Annotated in this window: 16 protein-coding genes; 11 read left to right on the top strand and 5 right to left on the bottom strand. The window is 62.1% G+C overall.

What is annotated here, in order from left to right:
• The first annotated feature begins 59 nt into the window (after positions 1-59).
• From purH to PS14A_RS02355, 4 genes are all read left to right on the top strand, one after another.
• Positions 60-1,667 (top strand): bifunctional phosphoribosylaminoimidazolecarboxamide formyltransferase/IMP cyclohydrolase, encoded by a 1,608-nt coding sequence (gene purH / locus PS14A_RS02370; RefSeq protein WP_212615206.1) that lies wholly within the window; start codon positions 60-62, stop codon positions 1,665-1,667.
• 167 nt (positions 1,668-1,834) lie between these two features.
• A complete protein-coding gene (gene purD / locus PS14A_RS02365) occupies positions 1,835-3,130 on the top strand; it encodes a phosphoribosylamine--glycine ligase (RefSeq protein WP_212615205.1) in 1,296 nt (431 codons plus the stop codon).
• A 99-nt stretch (positions 3,131-3,229) separates the two neighbouring features.
• The gene (locus tag PS14A_RS02360) at positions 3,230-6,007 is read left to right on the top strand and encodes a hybrid sensor histidine kinase/response regulator (protein WP_130910590.1); all 2,778 of its coding nucleotides are present in this window, start codon (positions 3,230-3,232) and stop codon (positions 6,005-6,007) included.
• A 62-nt stretch (positions 6,008-6,069) separates the two neighbouring features.
• A complete protein-coding gene (locus PS14A_RS02355; protein ID WP_016771870.1) occupies positions 6,070-6,666 on the top strand; it encodes a MarC family protein in 597 nt (198 codons plus the stop codon).
• Between the two features lie 86 nt (positions 6,667-6,752).
• Here the strand turns inward: PS14A_RS02355 and PS14A_RS02350 are convergent, their stop codons facing one another.
• The 5 genes from PS14A_RS02350 to cobG form a co-directional block, all read right to left on the bottom strand.
• Entirely contained in the window at positions 6,753-13,616 is a 6,864-nt protein-coding gene (locus PS14A_RS02350; protein ID WP_249121144.1) for a TcdA/TcdB pore-forming domain-containing protein, read from the bottom strand.
• A 587-nt stretch (positions 13,617-14,203) separates the two neighbouring features.
• The gene (gene cobJ / locus PS14A_RS02345) at positions 14,204-15,904 is read right to left on the bottom strand and encodes a precorrin-3B C(17)-methyltransferase (protein WP_212615203.1); all 1,701 of its coding nucleotides are present in this window, start codon (positions 15,902-15,904) and stop codon (positions 14,204-14,206) included.
• Positions 15,904-16,635: a precorrin-2 C(20)-methyltransferase gene (locus PS14A_RS02340; protein ID WP_039757046.1), complete on the bottom strand. Its 732-nt coding sequence runs from the start codon at positions 16,633-16,635 to the stop codon at positions 15,904-15,906. Before PS14A_RS02340 ends, cobJ begins: the two co-directional genes overlap by 1 nt.
• Positions 16,635-17,261: a precorrin-8X methylmutase gene (locus tag PS14A_RS02335; RefSeq protein WP_212615202.1), complete on the bottom strand. Its 627-nt coding sequence runs from the start codon at positions 17,259-17,261 to the stop codon at positions 16,635-16,637. Before PS14A_RS02335 ends, PS14A_RS02340 begins: the two co-directional genes overlap by 1 nt.
• Positions 17,254-18,552, bottom strand: a complete 1,299-nt coding sequence (gene cobG / locus PS14A_RS02330) for a precorrin-3B synthase (protein ID WP_282961449.1) — start codon at positions 18,550-18,552, stop codon at positions 17,254-17,256. Before cobG ends, PS14A_RS02335 begins: the two co-directional genes overlap by 8 nt.
• Positions 18,553-18,684: 132 nt before the next feature.
• Between cobG and cbiE the strand changes: the two genes are divergently transcribed.
• From cbiE to PS14A_RS02295, 7 genes are all read left to right on the top strand, one after another.
• On the top strand, positions 18,685-19,896 hold the full coding sequence (gene cbiE / locus PS14A_RS02325) for a precorrin-6y C5,15-methyltransferase (decarboxylating) subunit CbiE (protein WP_212615200.1): 1,212 nt from the start codon (positions 18,685-18,687) through the stop codon (positions 19,894-19,896).
• The gene (locus PS14A_RS02320; RefSeq protein WP_212615199.1) at positions 19,889-20,986 is read left to right on the top strand and encodes a cobalt-precorrin-5B (C(1))-methyltransferase; all 1,098 of its coding nucleotides are present in this window, start codon (positions 19,889-19,891) and stop codon (positions 20,984-20,986) included. Before cbiE ends, PS14A_RS02320 begins: the two co-directional genes overlap by 8 nt.
• A complete protein-coding gene (locus tag PS14A_RS02315; RefSeq protein ID WP_212615198.1) occupies positions 20,983-21,699 on the top strand; it encodes a cobalt-precorrin-6A reductase in 717 nt (238 codons plus the stop codon). The genes PS14A_RS02320 and PS14A_RS02315 overlap by 4 nt, the downstream gene beginning before the upstream one ends.
• Positions 21,700-21,945: 246 nt before the next feature.
• A complete protein-coding gene (locus PS14A_RS02310) occupies positions 21,946-22,257 on the top strand; it encodes a hypothetical protein (protein ID WP_212615197.1) in 312 nt (103 codons plus the stop codon).
• 48 nt (positions 22,258-22,305) lie between these two features.
• Positions 22,306-22,704: a DUF2946 domain-containing protein gene (locus PS14A_RS02305; protein WP_071174272.1), complete on the top strand. Its 399-nt coding sequence runs from the start codon at positions 22,306-22,308 to the stop codon at positions 22,702-22,704.
• 48 nt (positions 22,705-22,752) lie between these two features.
• Positions 22,753-23,232 carry a copper chaperone PCu(A)C gene (locus tag PS14A_RS02300; RefSeq protein WP_212615196.1) on the top strand — a complete coding sequence of 160 codons (480 nt, stop codon included), beginning with the start codon at positions 22,753-22,755 and terminating at the stop codon, positions 23,230-23,232.
• A gap of 21 nt (positions 23,233-23,253) precedes the next feature.
• The gene (locus tag PS14A_RS02295) at positions 23,254-23,700 is read left to right on the top strand and encodes a DUF2946 domain-containing protein (RefSeq protein ID WP_212615195.1); all 447 of its coding nucleotides are present in this window, start codon (positions 23,254-23,256) and stop codon (positions 23,698-23,700) included.
• The last annotated feature ends 74 nt before the right edge of the window (positions 23,701-23,774 follow it).

Genomic DNA, 23,774 nt, shown 5'->3' with positions numbered 1-23,774 from the left:
CCCGCGTAAAAAACGGTCGCCTTTTTTGCTGACTTCCTTTGCTTTTGATGGAAATTGAGATGACCGACCAGACTACCCGCCTGCCGATCCGCCGCGCCTTGATCAGCGTTTCCGACAAGACCGGGATCCTCGAATTCGCCAAGGAGCTTGAAGCGCTGGGCGTCGAGATCCTCTCCACCGGCGGAACGTTCAAGCTGCTGCGTGACAACGGCGTTGCCGCAGTGGAAGTCGCGGATTACACCGGTTTCGCCGAGATGATGGACGGTCGGGTGAAAACCCTGCACCCGAAAATCCACGGCGGCATCCTCGGTCGTCGCGGTACTGACGACGCGATCATGAACGAGCACGGCATCAAGCCGATCGATCTGGTAGCGGTCAACCTGTACCCGTTCGAAGCGACCATCAACAAGCCAGGCTGCGACCTGCCGACCGCCATCGAGAACATCGACATCGGCGGGCCGACCATGGTCCGTTCGGCAGCGAAAAACCATAAAGACGTGGCCATCGTGGTAAATGCCAGCGATTACGCCAACGTCCTGGAAAGCCTCAAGGCCGGCGGCCTGACCTACGCTCAGCGTTTCGACCTGATGCTCAAGGCCTTCGAACACACCGCGGCCTACGACGGCATGATCGCCAACTACATGGGCACCGTGAACCAGGCCGCTGAAACCTTGAGCACTGAAGGTCGCAGCGAATTCCCGCGCACCTTCAACAGCCAGTTCATCAAGGCCCAGGAAATGCGCTACGGCGAAAACCCGCACCAGAGCGCGGCGTTCTACGTGGAAGCCAAGCCGGCCGAAGTCGGCATCGCCACCGCCACCCAGTTGCAAGGCAAGGAACTGTCGTACAACAACGTCGCCGACACCGACGCTGCGCTGGAATGCGTGAAGAGCTTCGTCAAGCCAGCCTGCGTGATCGTCAAGCACGCCAACCCGTGCGGCGTTGCCGTTAGCCCGGACGCCGAAGGCGGCATTCGTCAGGCTTACGAACTGGCCTACGCCACCGACACCGAGTCGGCGTTCGGCGGCATCATCGCCTTCAACCGTGAACTGGATGCCGAGACCGCCAAGGCGATCGTCGAGCGCCAGTTCGTTGAAGTGATCATCGCCCCATCGGTCAGCGAAGAAGCCCGTGCCATTGTTGCCGCGAAAGCCAACGTACGCCTGCTGGCCTGCGGCGAGTGGTCGGCTGACCGCGCCGCTGCCTGGGATTACAAACGCGTCAACGGTGGCCTGCTGGTGCAGAGCCGCGATATCGGCATGATCAGCGCCGACGACCTGAAAGTGGTGACCAAACGCGCACCGACCGAACAGGAAATCCACGACCTGATCTTCGCCTGGAAAGTCGCCAAGTACGTCAAATCCAACGCTATCGTCTACGCCAAGAACCGCCAGACCATCGGTGTCGGCGCCGGCCAGATGAGCCGCGTCAACTCGGCCCGCATCGCCGCGATCAAGGCTGAGCACGCCGGTTTGCAGGTGGCCGGTTCGGTCATGGCGTCCGACGCGTTCTTCCCGTTCCGCGACGGCCTCGACAACGCGGCCAAGGTCGGTATCACTGCGGTGATCCAGCCCGGCGGTTCGATGCGTGATGCTGAAGTGATTGCTGCTGCCGACGAAGCCGGTATCGCAATGGTCTTCACCGGCATGCGCCACTTCCGTCATTGAAGCAGCCGCAAGTTTCAAGCTGCAAGCTGCAAGAAAGAGCAGACAGGTGTCGCTCCTTCTTGCAGGTGCAGCCTTATTAATTCAAAGCCGTAAGCTGTAATTGAGCGCCACGCAGTCGCTCTTACTTGCAGCTTGTAGCTTGCAGCTTTCTCCGAAGGAGTCTCTCTTTGAATGTTTTGATCATTGGCAGCGGTGGCCGTGAACACGCTCTGGCCTGGAAAGTGGCTCAGGATCCGCGTGTGCAGAAGGTTTTCGTTGCACCGGGCAACGCTGGCACCGCCATTGAAGCCAAGTGCGAAAACGTCGCCATCGACGTGCTGGCCCTGGAGCAACTGGCCGATTTCGCGGAAAAGAATGTTTCCCTGACCATCGTCGGCCCGGAAGTGCCGCTGGTGGCTGGCGTCGTCGATCTGTTCCGCTCCCGTGGCCTGGACTGCTTCGGTCCGACTGCCGGTGCTGCGCAACTGGAAGGTTCGAAAGCCTTCACCAAGGACTTCCTCGCGCGCCACAAGATCCCGACCGCCGATTACCAGAACTTCACCGAGATCGAGCCGGCCCTGGCTTATCTGCGTGAAAAAGGCGCGCCGATCGTGATCAAGGCCGATGGCCTGGCTGCCGGCAAAGGCGTGATCGTCGCCATGACCCTGGCCGAAGCCGAAGACGCCGTGCGTGACATGCTCGCCGGCAACTCGTTTGGCGACGCCGGTTCGCGCGTAGTGATCGAAGAATTCCTCGACGGCGAAGAAGCTTCGTTCATCGTCATGGTCGACGGCAAGAACGTGCTGCCGATGGCCACCAGCCAGGACCACAAACGCGTCGGCGACGGCGACAGCGGCCCGAACACCGGTGGCATGGGTGCCTACTCCCCTGCCCCGGTGGTCACCGCCGAGGTGCATCAACGCGTGATGGATCAGGTGATCTGGCCGACCGTGCGCGGCATGGCCGACGAAGGCAACGTCTACACTGGCTTCCTCTATGCCGGGCTGATGATCGACAAGGCCGGCAATCCGAAGGTCATCGAGTTCAACTGCCGCTTCGGCGATCCGGAAACCCAACCGGTGATGCTGCGTCTGCAATCGAGCCTGGTGCTGCTGGTTGAAGCCGCATTGGCGCAAGCGCTGGACAAGATCGAAGCACAGTGGGATCCGCGTCCGAGCGTTGGCATCGTGCTGGCCGCTGGCGGCTACCCGGGCGACTACGCCAAAGGCGCAGCGATCAACGGTCTGGACGCGGCGGCAGGTCTGGAAGGCAAAGTCTTCCACGCCGGCACCGCGCTGAAAGACGGTCAGGTCGTTACCGCCGGTGGTCGTGTACTGTGTGCCACGGCCATGGGCGCGACCGTCGGTGAAGCTCAGCAGCAGGCCTACAAACTGGCCGCTGCCATCGACTGGAAAGGCTGCTTCTACCGCAAGGACATTGGCTACCGCGCCATTGCCCGTGAACGCGGCGAAGCCCAGGAGTAAGCGATCCATCATTCCCGGCGCGGGATGCCATTCCTCGCCGGGCTGTTCGGTCGTCGCGCATCGTTATATTCTGGCATCAACCTACGAAGGGATTTCGCCGTGCGCTGGCTCAGGATTGCCATAAGCTTCACCGTCACGCTGATGACCTTGCTCTGCATGCTCCCGGCCCAGGCCGCGCAAGGCAGTGGCTGGTCGGTATTGCTTGACGATCAGGGCATCCTGCAACTGAGCGACATCCGTTCCGCTCGCTACACCAATCAATTCAGCCCCACCGAGCTTGACCGTCTGACCGCGGCCGAACCCGAGGGCGCCCTGTGGCTGCGCTTCAAACTGGCGCCGGGCAAGCACGAACAAGTGCTACGCATCTTTGCCCCCGACCTGTCACAACTCAATCTCTACGTACTCGACGGCGACCGGCTGATCGAGCAACGCAATACCGGCAACGAACGGCCCCAGGCCGAACATCCGTTGCCGAGCAGCGATTTCATGCTGCCGCTGCCCCAGGCCGACAAGCCGCTGGACGTCTACGTGCGCATGGTCTCCGGCCATCAGCTGCGCCCGCACATCACCCTGCAAGCGGCAATCGAAGGCGCCGCCGATCAGAAGCAGACGCTGATTTTCGGCCTGCTGTTCGGCTGCCTCGCCATGCTCCTGCTGCACAACCTGGTGCGCTACGCCTACTCGCGCTCGCGCAGCAGTCTGTGGCTGGCGATCTGTGAGGGCCTGCTGGGGCTGAGTCTGTTCCTGTTGCTCAACCTCGCCGGTCCGTGGCTGCCGAACTGGCAAGCCATTCAGACGCCGGGCGCTTATCTGGCATTGCTGCTGACCGCCCCAGCCGGGTTGATGTTCGCCCTGCGCTTCTTTGCGCCACTGGGCCAGCACGCGCTGAACAAACTGCTGTGGGGCGACATTCTGTTGATCGTCACGTGCAGCCTGTTGCTGCTGTTCGTCAACACCTTGCCGCTGAACATCATCACCTACGCACTGGTGGCACTGGCCGGCCTGAGCATGTTGCTGGTGGGCTTCTATCACTGGCAAAAAGGCTATCGCCCGGCGCGTCTGTTCGTCGCCGCCATGGTCGTGTTCAACATCGGCACGCTGGTCATCCTCCCGGCGCTGCTGGGGCTGACGCTGGTCACGCCGCAAGGCCTGATCATGACGCTGATGGTGTTCATCTGCATCAGCGGCCTGCTGATGAGCATCGCCTTGGGCGAGCGACAGCGCAGCATCACCGAAAGCCGCTTCAGCATCAGCCGCGACCTGGCGGCAAGCAACGCCGAAATCAACGCCAAAGCCGAATTCCTCGCCAAGATCAGCCACGAAATCCGCACGCCGATGAACGGTGTACTGGGCATGACCGAGCTGCTGCTGGGCACGCCGCTGTCGGTCAAGCAACGCGATTACGTGCAAACCATCCACAGCGCCGGCAACGAACTGCTGACGCTGATCAACGAGATCCTCGACATCTCCAAGCTCGAATCCGGGCAGATCGAACTCGATGACGTGCAGTTCGACCTCAACGCCTTGATCGATGATTGCCTGAGCATCTACCGGGCCAAGGCCGAGCAACAGAACGTCGAGCTGATCAGTTTCATCCAGCCGCAAGTGCCACGGGTGATCAGCGGCGATCCGACGCGCCTGCGCCAGACATTGCTGAGCCTGCTGGAAAACGCCCTGAAGAAAACCGAAGAAGGCGAGGTGCTGATCGTCGTTGCACTGGACGAGCGCAGCAGCAAACCGCGCCTGCGCATCGCCGTGCAGGACAGCGGCGTGCCGATGGAGCCGGAAGAGCGCGAGGCGCTGCTGCACGCCGAATTGCACAGCAAGCACTTCCTCTCGGCCAATCGCCTGGGCGGCAATCTTGGCCTGGTGATTGCGCGCCAACTGATTCGTCTGATGCAAGGCGAGTTCGGCATCAAGAGCGGCGCCACTCAGGGCAGCACTTTGTGGCTGACCTTGCCACTGGACCCGGATCGCCTCGAACATCCGACATCCGATCTGGACAGCCCGCTGCAAGGCGCGCGGGTGCTGGTGGTCGACGATAACGACACCTGCCGCAAAGTGCTGGTACAGCAATGCAGCGCCTGGGGCCTGAATGTCAGCGCCGTGCCGTCGGGCAAGGAAGCGCTGGCGCTGCTGCGCACCAAGGCGCACCTGCGCGACTACTTCGACGTGGTCCTGCTCGACCAGAACATGCCCGGCATGACCGGCATGCAACTGGCGGCGAAGATCAAGGAAGACCCGAGCCTGAACCACGACATTCTGCTGATCATGCTCACCGGCATCAGCAACGCGCCGAGCAAGATCATTGCGCGCAATTCCGGGATCAAACGGATTCTGGCCAAACCAGTGGCCGGTTATACGCTCAAGACCACGCTGGCGGACGAGCTCAATCAACGCAACAAGGGCCAGGTGGTGTTCCAGCCGCAAGTGGTTACGGCGGCCACTGCGGCGAAAGTGCCGAGCGACTTCCGCATCCTCGTCGCCGAAGACAACACCATTTCGACCAAAGTGATTCGCGGCATGCTCGGCAAGCTCAACCTGCAACCGGACACCGCGAGCAATGGCGAAGAAGCGCTGCAAGCGATGAAGGCCCAGCGTTACGACCTGGTGCTGATGGACTGCGAAATGCCGATCCTCGATGGCTTCTCCGCGACGCAGCAACTGCGCGCCTGGGAAGTCAGCAATCAGCGCATCCGCACACCGATCGTCGCCCTCACCGCGCACATTCTCGCCGAACACAAGGAACGTGCCCGCCAGGCCGGCATGGACGGACATATGTCCAAACCGGTTGAGCTGTCGCAACTGCGTGAACTGATCGAGCATTGGGTCGCCGAACGCGATCAGCAGAACCGGGCCACGACCCAGCCGTCGTAAACCGACAGATTGTCCGGTGCCTGATAGACTCCCCCCGACTCCATCGCCAGTGAGCTTGCATCATGCTCCATGTGTTGTTCAGCGTTTACCTGAAGATGCTGGTGCTCTACAGCCCGTTCTTCGTGTTGTCCTGCTTTATCAGCCTGACCCGCGGCTATTCGCGCAAGGAACAGCGGCGCCTGGCCTGGAAGGTCGCCCTCGCGACGCTGATTTCCAGTGTTCTGCTGTATCTGTTCGGGCGAGTGATTTTCGATGTCTTCGGCATCACCGTGGACGCCTTCCGCATTGGCGCCGGCAGCGTGTTGTTCATTTCCGCGCTGGGCATGGCTCAGGGCAAACCGGCGGTGCAGGCCGACAATGTCCAGCAGGACGTGACCATCGTGCCGCTGACCATTCCGCTGACGGTCGGCCCCGGCACCATCGGCGCCTTGCTGGTGATGGGCGTCAGCCAGCCGCACTGGGACGACAAGCTCACCGCGATCATGAGTATCGCCCTGGCCAGTTTCACTGTCGGTGTGGTGCTGTACCTGTCCAATCGCATCGAGCGGATTCTCGGTGATCAGGGTTTGCAGATTGTCAGCCGCTTGATGGGGTTGTTTGTTTGCGCGCTGGCCGCGCAGATCATTTTTACCGGCGTGAAGGGGTATCTGGTGCCTTGAGCGAGCACCGTATGGCCGAATGCAAAACAAAACGCCGCGGACGTTAACGTCCGCGGCGTTTTTTATCGCCCAGGTGAAAGGCCCCGTCAGGACAACTGCTCAACCACCGCTGACAAACTGACAGTTGCATCGCTGCCCTGCACTGCTGCGAATGCCCGCATCCACTGCGTCAAGGCGAACTGGCAGGGGCGACCGGCCACCCTGAGCGCCAGCTCACAGGCACCCTGCTCTTCGGCGTGGCGGACGATCAGCGTGTGGCCACTGTCCGGATCGGCAAACAGCATATCGGCATCGACCTTCGATATCAGAAAATGCCCGCATTCATCCAGATCCAGCACCAGCAGGCCCGGCTCCGCCGCCTGCACTGCCGATGGACGCCGTGCATCGACAACAACGCAATCCAGACGCTGCCAGCTTTCAGTCGAAATACGATAACCCTCCGTGCTCGAACCGAAGGTCAGGATCAACGTGTCCACGCCGTCGACAAGCAATGGCTGCACATCGGTAAGGTCATCGCTTACCTGTAGCGACATGACGTTGTCGTCACGCTGAGCGAAGCTGTTCGGCAACCATAAGCGGTCCGCCGTTGCGGCGCTGAAGATCAACCCGTCGATCGGGTCGAACAACAGCGGATCGGCACCATTGTGCGTACCGAGAAAAGTCGCCCATTTGCCATCGTCCCTTGCGCTCACCACAAAAAGCTTGTCGAGCGCCGGCGCGTAGTACTGATAGCGATCACCGGTATTTTCCACGGGCAGAAACGCAGCATGGGCTTGTCCATCCAGCAGTTGCTTCAGGCGTTCGCGCAATTGTTCAGAGGTCTGTCCGGGAACGTGCGACCAGTGGTTTTCCGTGCCGACAATTCGTGCCGGTTGCCGATCTTGCAGTTGCAGCGTCACGCCGTCTCGCGTGCGACCGAGCAAACCATTGCCGTGGGGCAACACTTCGCTGAACAGCCACGAAGACCAGACCGGTTCGGCCCGTGGCAACGTCTGCCGATGCCGGACAACGCTGGTGCCACCGAACGCCTCGCGGGCTTCTTCGAATGACACCAGCCTCTGGCGCCACAATGTTCCGGCTTCCGCATTCAGCAGCCAGACGGCCTCGCGGTCCGGCGTCAACCCCAACAAGGTCAGCTCGCCGCTACTCCTGGCATCCATCAGTACGAGCTTTTCGTCAATGCACCAGGCGGCCAGAAATGGCTGCCCGGCCTGAGCGTGCAGGCCAACAATCGCAAACGCTGCACCGCTGTATTCCTTGGCCAGCGGCGGCAGCGCTGCCAGCCAGTCGGGATTGTGTTGCAGCCAACGCTGGCTGAGGCCAACGAATTGCAGAACGTTTCCGTCGATTTCGGACAGCCAGTTATCGTCCCTGGCGTTAAGGTCGATTTCGAACAATCGACCATCGTTCAGGGTAGCCAGGTAGCGGTAGCCGATGCGCCTGAGATCGACCACGTCCCTGGCCAGCGCCTTGTGCCAGAAAACGTTGTCGGACAGTTCGATGCCGTGGCTGAGCATGCGGCTTTGCTTGCTGTAGAACAGCAGCGCGGTGCCCGGATCAGACGATGTGGGCATCAGCAGCACTCGGTCTGTGTCGCTGACGGTGTCAGCCCCGAAGTATCGACCGTTACGGACCCCGATCCACGCTCGCTCGAGCAGTTTATCGAGGCAATAAGCTTGAACATGCAGATAGGGCGCGCAGGTCCAGGTGCGGATCGCCGAGGCCATGGTCGTGGCCCCGTCAGCGTAGGCGCGACGTGTCTTCTGGCGGTAGCGCAAAAACGCTGTTCTGGTGCCCGGCTCCGGCTTCAGGAAAGAGTCTTGCAGATCGTCCGTCCACATCTTCATATCTGTGAGCGTCACGGCCTGATCGGTCAGATGAAATTCAAGCGTGGTGCGTACGTTCACGTCCTTTCGTTCAATCAACTGTTGCGAGACACGCAAAGTGCCGTCCGCGAGTTGCCTGAAAGCGGTGATTTTCGTGGCGGACTTGACGCTCAGTAAACGATAGCGGCGCACGACCAGGCCGCTGATCGCATCGACGCGCCAGACCGTAGCGTGATCGGGGTGATAGAACCACGCGTGATCAGCGGTGGCGGCACCCAGCAACAAGCCTTCGTGGACGTCAACCGGTACGTCCCGCGCGTACAACAGGCGCTTTTGCGCGACGTCGTAGTAGGCCGTTGTGCGCAGCGGGCGGGTGGCGGGTTGCAACGGCACGTTGAATCGCTGAAGCGCCAGGTAGCCCGCAGTGAGACGTTGTTCACGATCCAGTTTGCCCAGGCGGGCCATCACTTCGCCTGAGTTGTTGGTATCGCCGAGAGTAACGCAGACCAGGCGCAATGCATTGCGTTGCCAGTCCAGCTCAAACAACTCGCCGCCGGCCAGCTCGATCGTTCCCTCGAAAGCCGACAGCACGATAGCGTCGACCGTCAAATGGCGCCCCGCCAGATAAAGTCGCGCGCCATCACCTTCCGGTGAAGGTGTGGTGCCGAAACTGACCTGCTCGACACTGACCCAGGGCGCATGCACCCGCCATTTGCCGTAACCGGTCAATGTCACCTGCTTCAAACCAGGAGTCAGGCGCAGCTGACGGTGCCCTGGCGGAGCGGAAATTTCGTAGGATAGTTTCTGCCGCCATTCATCGGGCAGGGTCGCAACCGCTATCTGGCGAACCTGATCATCCAGTTGCACGCTGATCGTCGTCGGTTTGTAGACAGGAAGGAGCTTGTAGAGAATGTGTTTGAGCGACGGCGTGCTGTGCAGGTAAAAGTGCTGTCTGCCGTGTTCGTCATATTCCAGCTTGTCTGCCAGGCGGTTGCGCAATTGCGGGTAGCGGGTGTGGATGCGCTCGTCCAGCTCTACCCTCAGCGCATCGCCCAGCGCTCCCAACGAGTTGAAATGCGCAAACCAGCTCGGCTCGGGACGTTCACTGGCACTGCGCGGTTCGACCTGTTCGCCCGGCAGGGGCTCGTAGACATGGCCGGCACCGCCCAACTGGTATTCGTAGCCGTAGTAACACAGCGGCGTGCAGGGCAACAGCACAGTATCAGCCTGCAGGTTCAGCGCTGCACGCTCGGGCAGGCCAAAGGCCTGGCGAATGTTCAGGGAAAGATGGACCAGTTTCGGATCATCGTTGTACTGCGGCAATTCAAATGGGCCACCGCTCCACGGATAAAACCGCTGACTGTCGAAACGCACCTGTCGGTCTTGCAGATCGAGGTGGGTAATCACGGCTTCGGCCGGGAAGTGCAACACCCCGTCGGTCAACCTGAAAGCGCCTGGCTGATAAGCGTTGTGGATGGCACGCAAATGATTGCCGACCTCGGTGGCCTTGTCGGCGATCTGCCCCAGGTTGCTGGCAATGGCCGTCGCACCGATGCCGACACCCAGCAGCGGCACGGACAGGACAGCCGCCGCTGCGCCCACTGCTCCACCGGCGGCCAGTGCGACAATATCCAGTCCCAACGCCGCGACATTGAATGCCAGCGACGTAGATAAGCGCGAACGCTGCTCGTGATTCTCCGCCAGCGACAAGTTGTAGGCGTCGAAGCCGATGTTGACCAGCGAAAATGCAAAGCCGACACCGGTGGCTGCCGCCCCGAGTACCCGGCCGGCCAGCGCTGACCGGCTCAGGCGCAGTGCCTGCTCACTGGCGGCCACTTGTCGCACCAGATTGATCACCTGAGCGCTATCGCTGACCACGGCGAAACCCAGTTGCGCATAACTGACGTAGGTCTGTACTTGCAGCGCAATCGACAAGGCAGGCACCTGATCGCTGGCCTGGTATTCGCGATAACGCATTTCAGTGATCAGGGTCTGGAGCGCAAAGGCGAAACTCAGGCGGCTGCCGCCGTCAAATTCGCCAGGAGCAGCGGCTTTTGTGGCTTTGACCATTCGTTCCAGATGCTGCTTGAGCTGCTCGAAGCGCGGATCGGCAGTGCTTGCCATTCGTGTCTGATGCGGTTTCTGCGCGTCGACCAGGGTCAGCGAAAAAGTGCCGTCCGCCTGGGGCTTGAGGGTATCCAGCAGCGGCAGATATTCCCCCCCGAGCGAGTGGGCACTGCGCAACTGCTGCGTGGCATCGCTGAATGCCTGTGCCCAGTAACGCGCATCCACGTGCGCCAGGCTTGCGCCCATCCGCGCGTTTTCGCTGAGCGACCGCTGGCGCGCCAGCGCTTGCCTGGCCCAGACCGAAGCACGGCGCGAGTCGCTCGAAGGCGAGTGCAGAAAAGTGTCCACGCGCAACCCCGACGAGAGCCTGCGTGCGGCGATCACCTCGGTGTTCAGTTCGATCACGTTGAACTTCGCCCCGGCCATGTCGCCCAGTCCATAAAGCTTCGCCAGCGCACTGTCGCCTGCGCCCAGATAACGCTCCACGGCGAGCTTGGCATGGGCACCTTCAGCGAACGCATAGATGGCAAAGTTCGGGTCATAGAAGCGGTAAACGAACTGGCCGTCCACCTGCACTTTGGCCATCAGCAACGCGTGATCACCGGTGTCGAGCAGCAGAACGGTAGACGCATCCTTCGCCTCCAGCGTCTGCATCAGCGTGTCCAGATTTTGCAGGCCGCGCGCCTCACCGATGGCGCTGGTCGGCAAGCTGCGCAGTTCATTCAGCGCACTGAGCAAAGCCCTTGAGCCGGTTTGTTCAGGGTGAATATCTGCCGTGGCGGCACGCCCCACCAGTGTGCGCTCGGCTGACTCGCCTGCCACCAACGCCGCGCCCGTCAACAGCGCCAGCGGGTAACAGCGGCGCCCGGGGTCGCTGATCGTCTGCATCAGCAAATCCTGCGGCAATTGCCTGGCGCAAAGGGCTCCTGCGCCGACGAACACTTCGCGCACCTGCGCGCTGCGCTCAAGGATCCGGGTGCGGTACTCGCGCTGCGCGGTGCGATTGATTTGCCCGATACGTATGCCCCACTGCCGCACCGTCAGCGGTTCGAAGAGCGCCTGGACCTTGAGCTCGCGCGCCGTCAGCAAGGGATGCGCCGCGCCGCGCATCAGGGCGGCCTCGAGGGCCGGCCCCTGGCGCTGACGAATGGCTTTTTCGATGGCGTCAAAACGCGCGAACGTGCCGTCGCCGTCGGTTTCAACGGCAAGCTCGCGGGTAGTTTGCCAGGCAGCCGCGAAGCCCGCCTCGTCGAGACTGGCCGCGCCGAAAATCCCCCCGAGCAGGACCCGCACCAACGGACTCAGTTGCTCCAGCGGCAGCGAGTCGTGGGCGATTCGGCTGAACAATTCGTTGAGATTGCTGGACGTTTCGGCGCCATGGGAAACCGGCAACTCGCTTACCGTTTGCGCACGGATCAACTGACGCGTTTCGAAGCCGATGGAAACAGCATCGGTGAAGGTGATGTCACCGCTGATTTTTTCGCGCATGGCGTAGACAAAAGGTTCGCCCAGGTCATCGATCCATTGCTGCAAGACCGCCGTCAGCAACACCGGTTTACCGCCCACCACCGGCCAGCCCTGCTTGAACGTCAGCGTCTGTTGCGGCTTGAGCAGATCCGCCAGCTGGCCGGTATAACGCGACTTGAGTTTGCCGCTGCGCCATTTCTCCTGCTCATTGGCCAGCCATTGCGTCTCATCGTCATTAACCGTCCAGCCGGAAATCATTTCCTCTTCGGTGAACACGTTGTAGCCGTCAACCAACTTCAGATGATTGCGAATGCCATCGATCTGCTCAGGCAGCAGATACTCTTCAATGTATTTGGTCAACCCGGCTGCGGCGGCACCCGGCCCGGTAAGAGTGATCGTGCTGCGAGCGCCGACTCTGATGCCGTCCTGATAATAGGAATGGATAGCTTCGATGAGTCTGCCAGCGGCGAAATGGATCGTTGAAGCCGGAAACTTCTGCTGCGCGAGTGCTTCATTCACCACGTTCTGAATAACCGCGACCAGCCGCCCTGCGTCTGTCGTATCGATGCTATCGGTAATCACGCGACGCTCGACCTCCAGCAGACAGTCATAATTGAGGCGGATCATCTGCATGTACGCCATGGTCATGCCACTTTCCGCGTGGGCCAGAATATGCGCATTCATTTCTCCCGCCACGGGGATACCATGAGCAGTGCCAAGACGCATCGCATCTAGCGGCGCCGAGTGCTCTTGCGGGGCGACAAAGATTTCGCCAGGTCGGTGTTTATTGCGAGCAAACGTCTGCAACGCTGCCAGATCCGCAGCGGCAATGGTGCCGATTCTGTCGAGATAACGCTGACGATCGCGACCCGGCATCAATGTTTCATCGTTATTGAGCAACACCTGCAACACGCCAATACGTTGTTCTGCGTTGTAACTGCTGATATCGACATCGCCCAGCTTTTCAACCAACGGCGGCAAGTAATCCATGTCACTGTAACGACCGCCCTCCTGGTATTGAGCCTGCAAGCGCACAACATCACTGGCCGCTGCAAAGTTGCCGCGCATGGCCACTTCACGCTGATAGATATCTTCCAGAAAATGCCCGGCAAACTCCCGGCGAACATCACGCAACTGCAAGTCGTCGCCCGCCATTTGCTGATGGGTTTGCAGGCAGTGTTGGCGAAAGTTTTCCAGAGTCGCACGGTCTTTACCGTAAGCGCACACCATCAGCTCGATACGGGCCTGATCGGCGTCGCCTCGCCATTGCGGTTGTTGCAGGAACTCGAACATCTCGCGCTTCAATACCCGCGCACGATCTTCGATCATCTTTGCCAATACAGCGGGCTTGCTGATTGTGTCACCGCCCGATTCCATCGCATCGACTCTGGCGCTGTCGGTAATGACCCGGTTCATCTCGTACGCGAGCAAGGCGTCACTGTCGTACCAGAGACTGAACCGGTAATCCTCGGCGGCCAGAACCTGGCGCCAAATGTTCATGTAATCACGCTGGATACTGCCAACTTCACTGCCGCCGACCCAGACAAAATGCATGATTTTCGGCACTGGCGGGGCTGCGTCGCTGAGCATGCTCACAGTCTTCGTCAAGCGCACCGCATAACCGCGCAGTCTGTTTGCCACTGTGTAAACGGCCGTGGAGCCACGCGCCGACTTGCGGTTGGCCAAGCGATCAAAACAGGCGAGAAAGAGGGTTATTGCCTGCAGTTTTTCCGCAAGGCTCGCCGCCTGCCCCCCGCGCTCGTATATCTCAACCAGTTGTAAATAGTCGGCAGAAGCGGAGAACTCCTTGAAGTTTCGTTTCAGCGTTGAGAAGTCTTCAGCGGAAATGAAACCCGACTCGCCAACATACTGTTCCATGACACCCATAAGACTTCACCTGATTCAATTAAAGAATCCGAATGAAGTTATGCTGTCGGCGAGGCGACTTCAAAAAGCACAAGACTCAAATAATTTCCCGGGAAACATACACCAACGATGTAGTTGCTTATGCGCATGATCCGGAAATATATAAGTTCATGCTGGGGTTATTACTCGCACGCTGTCAACAGCCTGACCAACGCTTGCAGCGCTCAGTTGAAGACTGAAGAACCTGCCAGTGATGTTTGACTGGATGTCACGCCGAGGCAACTTGTTTACAACTTGCCTCGGCGCCAGGTTCAGCAAAGCGGCTTGTCCCCGTACCAGCGCGGCGTATAAACCCAGTCACCGCCCCCGGCACGAGCAAACGTGCAGGTGGTCGAAGAGCCGATCAGCACCATCGTGCGCATGTCCACCTGTTCCGGCGTCAACGCGCCCAGCGTCGTGGTGCGCAGCGTCTGCCCCGGTCGGCCGATGTCCCGACCGAGCACCACCGGTGTTTCAGGCAAGCGGTGCTGCGCGACGATCTCCAGCGCCCGGCCCAACTGCCACGGGCGCGCCCGGGAAATCGGGTTGTAGAACGCCAGGGCCAGATCCGCTTCGGCGGCCAGATCCAGACGTTTCTCAATGATCGCCCACGGCTTGAGGTTGTCCGACAGTGACATCACGCAGAAGTCGTGGCCCAGCGGCGCACCGGCCTGAGCCGCTGTGGCCAGCGAGGCGGAGACGCCCGGGAGGATTTCCAGATCGACGCTGTGCCACGCCGGATCGTCCGATTCGTGCAGGGCTTCGAGCACCGCAGCGGCCATGGCGAATACCCCCGGGTCGCCCGAGGAAACCACGATCACCGAGCGGCCTTCGGCGGCGAGCCTGAAGGCATGGCGGGCACGCTGCATTTCTTCACGGTTGTCGGTGCAGTGCTGCACCTGATCGTCGCGGAACGGGCCGGCCATGCGCACGTAGGTTTCATAGCCCAGTACATCGGTGGCGCGGGCCAGTTCGGCTTTCACCGCGGGCACCATCAGTTCGGCGGCGCCGGGGCCAAGACCAATGACCGCGAGGCGACCCCGCGGGCGGCCGATCTGCGCGACGTCCAGCGGTTGCTCGGCAATCGCGATCGCCAGATGTTCTGCGCTGATCACCTTCGCCGCAGGCACTGCAACTCGGGCCAACGCCTGAAGATCGTTTTGCGCTGCGACGAAGCGCAGCGGCACGCCCAACTCGAGCGCAGCCTCGCGCAGATTCGATGCGGCCATTTCAGCGTCCGCTGCCACCAGACACGCCAGTGCCGGCAAGGCCACGCTGGCCTGTTGCAAAGCAGCGCGAATAGCGTTCGGCAGATCCGCCACCTCAGCACTCACCGCCACCGCCACACTGCGCGGGTAAATCAACAATTCATCGGCGCTGGCCACCCGCTGCGCACTGCTCACATGAATCGACCGCTGCGCCTGCGGATCCTGCGGCAACTGCGCCTGATCCAGCCACGGCGCCGCGCCTTCGATGCGCACGCTGTGCCCGGCGAGCAGATCGGAAACGAAGCGTTTGCCCGATTCCAGATCAGCCAGTGCGTAGCCGCTTGGCGGATTGAGCAGGCAGGTGCCAAAGCGCAATTCGCCGCTGGTGGTGATCGCCGGCGCGACTTGCAGCGCCGCCGCAATCTCCCGGGCCATGACGTTGACCCCGCCGAGGCCACCGAGCAACGGCACCACCGCGCTGCCGTCTTCGGCCACCGCCAGCACGGCGGGTTCGGCGCCTTTCTCCAGCAACAGCGGCGCCAGCGTGCGAATGACAATGCCGGCTGCGCACAGGGCAATGATCGGCGTGTCCTGCTGATACAACGCGCGCAGGGTCGCGCCGAATTCCTCATAGCGGCTGTCGGCGCCTTCAACCCGTCCGGCAAGGCCATGGACCTGCGCCGCCGGGTAGACCTGTTGAATGCGCCGCGCCGTGGCGAGGCTGCCCTGGCCGAGAATGACGATGGCGGGAGTCGCTTGGCTCATCAACCTTGCCACCGTTCGCCCGGGACGATGATCAGCGAGAAGTACGGCGAGGACATCGGCTCGACCTGATCCATCGGCACGATCTTCTGATTGGCCATGGTCGCGCGCTCGACATACAACGCACGCTCGGCGAGGCCGAGTTCCTCCAGCACCTGACGCACCTTGGGAAAGTTGCGCCCCAGTTTCATGATCACCGCCGCATCGGCATCGGCCAGACGCCGCTTCAGTTCTTCGTGAGGCAGTACGCCGGAAAGCACCGACAGGCTCTGATTCCGATACACCAGCGGCGCTCCCAGCACCGAAGCGCCGCCGAGCATCGAGCACACGCCGGGCACGACTTCAGCCTCATAACGGCTGGCGAGGCGGTCATGCAGGTACATGTAGGAGCCGTAGAAGAACGGGTCGCCTTCGCAGATCACCGCCACGTCGCGGCCGGCATCCAGATGCTCGGCGACCGCCACAGCGGCTTCGTCGTAGAAATCGCTGATGACCTGCTCGTACGACAGCGGTGCCGGCAACGCCTCGGTGGTCACCGGGTACACCAGCGGCAGCAGATTCTGCGCCTCGACCAGATGCGCCTCGATGATGCCGAACGCATTGCCCTTCTTGCCCTTGGCCACGAAATACGCGACCACTGGCGATTCGCGCAGCAGGCGCAAGGCTTTGACAGTAATCAGCTCCGGATCACCGGGGCCGACACCGAGGCCGATCAGACGTCCTTTGGCCTGCATCATTCGATCTCCGTGGCGAGGGCATTGACGGCGGCGGCGGCCATGGCGCTGCCGCCCAGGCGACCTTGCATGATCACGAACGGCACGCCGCGACTGTCGGCGGCCAGTGCCGCTTTCGATTCGGCAGCGCCGACAAAACCCACGGGGAAGCCGAGGATCAGTGCCGGTTTTGGCGCGCCGGCGTCGAGCATTTCCAGCAAGTAGAACAGCGCGGTTGGTGCGTTGCCGATCACCACCACACTGCCTTCGAGGTGCGGGCGCCACAGCTCCAGCGCGGCGGCCGAGCGGGTGTTGCCCAGCTCACGGGCGAGCTCCGGCACACTGTCGTCGCGCAAAGTGCAGATCACTTGGTTATTGGCCGGCAGGCGCGCGCGGGTCACGCCTTCGGAAACCATCCGCGCGTCGCAGAGAATCGGCGCACCGGCCGCCAGCGCATCGCGCCCGGCCTTGCCCGCGCCCCCGGAAAACTGCAGACCGTCGACGGCCTCGACCATGCCGCAGGCGTGGATCACCCGCACCGCGAGTTTTTCCAGATCGGCGGGGATGCGCGCCAGATTGGCCTCGCGGCGAATGATCGCGAAGGAGTTGCGATAGATCTCCTGACCGTCGCGGATGTAATCAAGCATCAAGGGGGCTCCGGGAGCGGGCGTCGAGCAGGGTCGCGGCCGCTTCAATAGTAAGGTTGCAGGCGTGCAGCGTGCCGAATCCGGGCTGTGCTGCATCGCGAAAATAGAGGTCGTAATGACCGGGGGCGACGGCCAGCAGCGTGGCTGGCGCGCAGTGGGCGGCGGCGCAGGAGCGCGAGCAGCCCGACAGGTGCACGCTGAGCCCTGCGGGCAGCAAAGGTGCCAGTTGCCAGGCATCCTGCTTGGTGTCGGCAAGGCCTTTGCCGCAGCCATCGGCGCCGGTGCAGGCGATCAGGCGAGCCAGTGGTTCGGCCTCGGTCGTCAACAGACCCAACGCCCGCAACTGCTCAAGCACGTTGTCGGTATCCGTGGCTTTCACGTTCGGCAGCAGCAGGCTCTGCCACGGCGTGAAGCGCAGACTGCCATCGCCAGACTGTCGGGCCAGTTGCGCCGCGCCACGCAGCATCGCCGGATCAAGTCGGCCCAGTGGCGGCACCGCGCCGACGTAGCAACGACCTTGCGTGTTTTGCTGATGAGCGCCGATGTGCAGCGCGTCTGCCGACGTCGGGCGCTGCCAGTTGCTGATCGCTTTGAGCGATACGCGCTCGCGCAATGACTCAAGAAACGCGAGCCTGGGCAACTCGTCGAGCAGATGGCGCATTCGTGTTTGCTCTGGTTGGGCCAGGTCGAGGAACAGCTCCAGCGCGGCGACTACCAGTGCGTGAGCGTTGTCCTGAGTCACAGCGCCGAGAGGGCGATCGGTCGGGCAACCGGCCAGACCGAATGCCCAGAGGATTTCGCCGTCACGCTCGAATGCCGACAGCCACAGATCATGCGGATGCTCGAGCATTGCCAGTGCTTCGCCGCCATCGAGCTGCACGGCGAACTTGGCGCTCAACTCATGGAAGCGCGGATGGCTTTGCAAGGTGTCGAGGATTTGCCCTGCGAGCGGGCGCGTGTCGATCAGCATCTGCCGATCGATGCCGGCGGCCGGGCTGAGCATCAGATTGCGCACATCATCGCCGGCGGCGTTCTTTGGCCCGAGGCCAGCGGTCAGCAAGCGCTCGATCAGCGCCGCCGATTGCGCACCGATGCCGCGAATCTGCAGGTTGCCGCGATTGGTCGCTTCGATCGCACCGCTCGCAAACGCTTCGGCGGCAGCGGCCACCGCATCGGCCTGATCCGCGCTGATCGAACCACCATCAAGCTTGATCCGACAGATACCGCCGTCCCGCGCCTGGACGATACGCAGCAACCCCGGGCAGGCCGAGGGGCGTAAGGCGGTGGACATCGGGCGTTCGTTCAAGGGGCTGACCGGTTGCGTGGCAGAGGCGCTTCGCGGGCGAAGGCGCGGTATTATGCCTGCTTTGTCCGGCGGCATGAAAAGTCTGCCCGTCGGAACGCCACGTTTTGAGGAATATAGATGTCACCCTGGCTGACGATCGTGGGAATCGGTGAAGACGGCTTCAAGGGCCTGGGCAAGAATGCCCGGCGTGCTCTGCTGGGCGCTTCGCGGATCGTCGGCGGCCAGCGTCAGCTGGACCTGCTGCCGCCGTGCATTGGCGGCGAGCGGCAATTGTGGCCGGGTCCGTTTTCCCTCGCGCCGGTGCTCGAGTCGCGTGGCGAGCCGGTCTGCGTGCTGGCCAGCGGTGATCCGATGTTCTACGGCGTCGGTGCCAGTCTGGCGCGGCAGGTGCCGAGCAACGAGATGTCGATCATTCCCGCCCCTTCGTCCTGCGCATTGGCGGCGGCGCGCCTGGGCTGGCCGTTGCAGGAGGTGACGGTTGTGTCGCTGGTGGCGCGTCCGCTGGCGGCGCTCAATGCGCATCTGTTCAGCGGCGTGCGTCTGTTGCTGCTGAGCAATGACGGCAGCAGCCCGGCCGCCGTTGCGCAATTGCTGCGCGAGCGTGGTTTCGGCCCAAGTCGCATGTCTGTGCTGGAGCATCTGGGCGGTGACGCCGAGCGGCGTATCGACCGCAGCGCCAGTGAATGGGACGACGCGGCGGTCGCCGACCTCAACGTCGTCGCTGTGGAGTGTCTGGCCGCCCCCGGTGTTGCCGGCCTGTCGCGTCTCGCCGGTTTGCCCGATTCGGCGTTCCGCCACGACGGTCAGTTGACCAAGCGCGACGTACGCGCCATCACCCTTGCCCGCCTGGCGCCGAGGCCCGGCGAACTGCTCTGGGATGTCGGCGCTGGCAGCGGTTCGATCGGCATCGAGTGGATGCGTGCGCACCCAAGCTGTCGGACCATGGCGGTCGAGGCCGACGAGGGCCGTCAACAACTGATCGAACACAACCGCGATGCGCTGGGCGTACCCGGCCTGCAACTGATTCGCGGCAAGGCGCCGCAAGCGCTCGATGGCCTTGAACGTCCCGACGCTGTTTTCATCGGCGGCGGCGTCACCCGTGAGGGCGTATTCGAAACCTGCTGGGATCAGCTCAAGCCCGGCGGCCGTCTGGTGGCCAACGCCGTGACCCTGCAAAGCGAAGTCACCCTGATGCATTGGCGCGAACAATACGGCGGTGAGCTGACGCGCATCCATGTCGCCCAGGCGCAACCGCTCGGCGAGTTCGATACTTGGCGTCAGGCATTGCCGATCACCCTGCTGGAACTGGTCAAACCCCTCGATGCGTGACGAAACCGCCGAACAACCCGCGCCCCTGCGCAGCGGCCTCACCACCGGCAGCTGCGCCACCGCCACCAGCCTCGCCGCCGCGCGCCTGTTGCTCACCGGCATCGCTGCCGACGCGGTGCACATCACTTTGCCCAAGGGCAAACAGGTGCAGATGCGCCTGGAGTTCTGTCGCCTGAGCGAGGGCGGCGCCGAAGCCGGGACGATCAAGGATGCCGGCGATGACCCTGACGTCACCCACGGTGCACTGCTTTATTCACAGGTGCGACTGTGCGCCGAACCGGGGATTCGCTTCAACGCCGGTGTCGGCGTCGGCACGGTGACCCGACCCGGTCTGGTATTGGCCGTCGGCGAGCCGGCGATCAATCCGGTGCCGCGCAAAATGATCAGCGATCACTTGACCTTGCTCGCCGCCGAAACCGGCTACGGCGCCGGCTTCGAGGTCACAGTCAATGTCGAGGGCGGCGCAGAACTGGCGCTGAAAACCATGAATCCGCGGTTGGGCATTCTTGGCGGCCTGTCGATCCTCGGCACCAGCGGCATCGTCCGACCGTTTTCCTGCGCCGCTTACATCGCCTCGATCCATCAGGGCATCGACGTAGCGAAAACCAACGGCTATCTGCACATCGCCGCGTGCACCGGCAACGCCAGCGAAGACACCATGCGCCGGGTCTATGACCTGCCGGAAATCGCCCTGATCGAGATGGGTGATTTCGTCGGCGCGGTGCTCAAGCATCTGCGCAAAGTGCCTGTGGATAAACTCAGCCTGTGCGGCGGCTTCGGCAAGATCAGCAAACTCGCCGCCGGGCATATGGATCTGCATTCGCGGCATTCGAGCATCGATTTGCCGCAGCTGGCCGAATGGGCGACGGCGATTGGCGCGGATTCGGCGTTGCAGCAAGGCATTCGCGAAGCCAATACCAGCCAACAAGCCTTGGCCATGGCCAGTGCGGCTGGCATTGCTTTGGGGGATGAGGTGTGTCGCCATGCGCTGAATTTCGCTCGCAGCGTAGTGCCGGCGCAGGTCCAGGTCGAGGTGTTTGCCATTGATCGTCAGGGCGGGATAGTCGGACATGCCGGAGGTTTTGTATGAAGCGGATCTTGCTGCTCGGCGGCGTGACTGAAGCGCTGGCGATTGCCCGCACGCTCGGCCCGCAACATATCTACAGCCTCGCCGGCGTTGGCCGGGTGCCGAGCGATTTGCGCTGCCAGGTTCGGGTCGGCGGCTATGGCGGCGCTGAGGGGCTGGCGCAGTTCATAGCCGATGAAGGCGTCGATCTGCTGCTCGATGCTACACACCCGTACGCCGCACAAATCAGCGCCAACGCCGCCCGCGCGGCACAGCTTGCCGGCATTCCCTGCTGGGCCTTGCGCCGCCCCGCCTGGCAGCCGCAAGCAGGCGATGACTGGCGCGAGGTCAGTGACTGGGCCGAACTGATCACAGCGCTGCAACCGTTCCACCGCCCGCTGTTCACCCTCGGCCGCGAACCACTGCAACACCTCGACGAAATCCCCGCCCACCAGTTCTGGACCCTGCGCGCCCTCGACGTTTATCCCGGCAACCCGCGCTGCGAAGTGATCGGCGCACGCGGCCCGTTTTTGCTGGAAGAGGAGCGAGCGCTGTTCGAGCGCCGGCAGATCGATGTATTGATCAGCAAGAACAGCGGCAGCAGCGCCACCGAGCCGAAGCTTGAAGTGGCACGTGAGCGGGGAGTGCCGGTGCTGGTGTTGAAGCGACCGGGGTTGCCGGGGGTTGATCAGGAGTTTGAATCAGTCGCTGAAGTCCTCGCTGCCCTTTCCCACTGAATCGGCACGGCCCTTTGTGGGAGCGAGCCTGCTCGCGAAGACGTCAGCACCAGTAGCCTTCCATTGTCTGACACAGCGCTTTCGCGAGCAGGCTCGCTCCCACATGACTCCGGCTCGGCGGAATTTATGTCTCGATTCCTACAACCCGGCCAGACACCACCCACATCAATTCAGAACAACACCGACTTTCAGCGTTCAGGCACACCACCTACCCTTCGGCCTTTGAACCCAAAGGCGTGATATTCAATGTCCGAGAAATTTCTTCGTTTTGATGTTCGGGACTATCTGAAAACTCCTGCCGATCTTGGCCAGTACATCGAAGGATGTGCACTGGAAGATTCGGGCGATGGGCAACTTAACCGAGCAGCAGGTCGAGACGTTATGCAGACCATACGAGCACGAATAGAGACCGATGCGGATTTCGCCCAGGCATTGCGAATCGAAGCCGCTACACTCATTCACAGCGGCGAAATCGAAACGGGGCGCAGACTGTTGCAACTTTTGCAGCAAGCACTGCGACACCAAACCGCACGACGCTTTTTTACTTATCGGCCCTGATCAGGCTAAATGGGCCGCGCCTGATCGCCCACCCAACGGACCTGTCCCATGAACCGACGCCGGTTAGCATTTGCCTGGATCGCCTGCCTTGCAGTGCTGTTCAACATGCTCGCCATGCCGCTGAGCGGGGCGATGGCGCAGGCGGCCAGTTCACCGGCCGAGCAGATACTCTGGAGCAGTTTCTGCACCGGCAGCGGCATGAAGATGGTGGCGATCGACATCGGTGCCACGGATCAGAAGGCCCCGCAGAACGACAGCCATTCGAACATGCAGCACTGCTGGTGTTGCTCAGGTGGGGCGCCATTGCTGGCGCTGCCGGGGCATTCGCCGCAGCTGTATTTCGCCCAATTTGAAAGCAACCGCAGCGTTGCGCCCGCCTCCCTGCAAGCCCCGACGCCGCGCCAGCAATGGCCGAGTCTCAATCCCCGTGCTTCCCCTCTGGTCTGATTTGTTCGCGCCAAAAATCCGCGTTTCAAATCGTTCTGGAGAACTGCCATGTTGAAGAAACTCTTCGTCCTCGCTGCGCTGTTGTTGCCGGCGTGCTTCGCCCATGCCCATGAATACAAGGCGGGTGCGCTGGAAATCGCCCACCCGTGGTCGCAGGAACTGCCGCCGAATGCGCCGACCGTCGCCGCCTACTTCATCATCCACAACACCGGTAAAAGCGCCGATCGCCTGCTCAGCGTCGATTCGCCGATTGCCGCCGAAGCGCAGCTGCACGAGCACGTGATGCAGGGCGATCTGATGAAGATGCAGCAAGTACCGAGCGTGGAAATCCCCGCCGGCGGCACCGTGACCTTCGCGCCGATGGCTTACCACGTTATGCTGCTCAACCCGACTGATCGCAACCTGCTCAGCGACGGCAAGCGCTTTGCGATGACTCTGCACTTCGAGAAAGCCGGAGATGTCACCGTCGACGTCGCCGTGCAGAAAAAACCGCCGGAATCCGCTCAGGGCCACGTCCACGCTCAGTAACCGACCCGGCTGACTTCGCCCATGCGCCCGTTGCGCGCCAGGCCCGTCCCGCATCACCGTCAGACTCAAGCGCTGACGCGTGGCAGCTGGATCGCCCTGTTCGCCATGTTGATGATCTTCATCGGTCCACTGATTTCTCAGTCGATGCCGATGGATCAACACGCCTCGACATCGATGCCAATAAGCATGGACATGTCGATGGACATGCCCGGCATGGATCATAGCGGCCATGCAGCCCAGCCTGCGGCCGAGCATTGCCCGCCGCAATCCTCGCATCACGTGCTGTGGGAAAAATGCGGCTATTGCAGCCTGCTGTTCAATTGCCCGGCACTGACCGGCGGCGGCGATTTCGTCGCTTTCAATATCCCGCCACCGAACACCTTCACCCCACCCTCCCCGCGTCTGGGCCATGCCCGCCAACCCTTCTTCCCCGGCGCCCGCACCCGCGCCCCGCCCATCGCCACGTAAACACGCACCTTTGATTGCACACGGTTGAGAAGACAGCTCCAGGCTGCCGGCCGTGGTGTTTACGATTGTTCGAT

Origin of the sequence: Pseudomonas sp. 14A (assembly GCF_018132745.1) — a bacterium.
Classification (GTDB): Bacteria; Pseudomonadota; Gammaproteobacteria; order Pseudomonadales; family Pseudomonadaceae; genus Aquipseudomonas; species Aquipseudomonas mercuritolerans.
The sequence above is the reverse complement of the archived record's forward strand: the minus strand, read 5'-3'. Positions and strand labels throughout refer to the sequence as shown.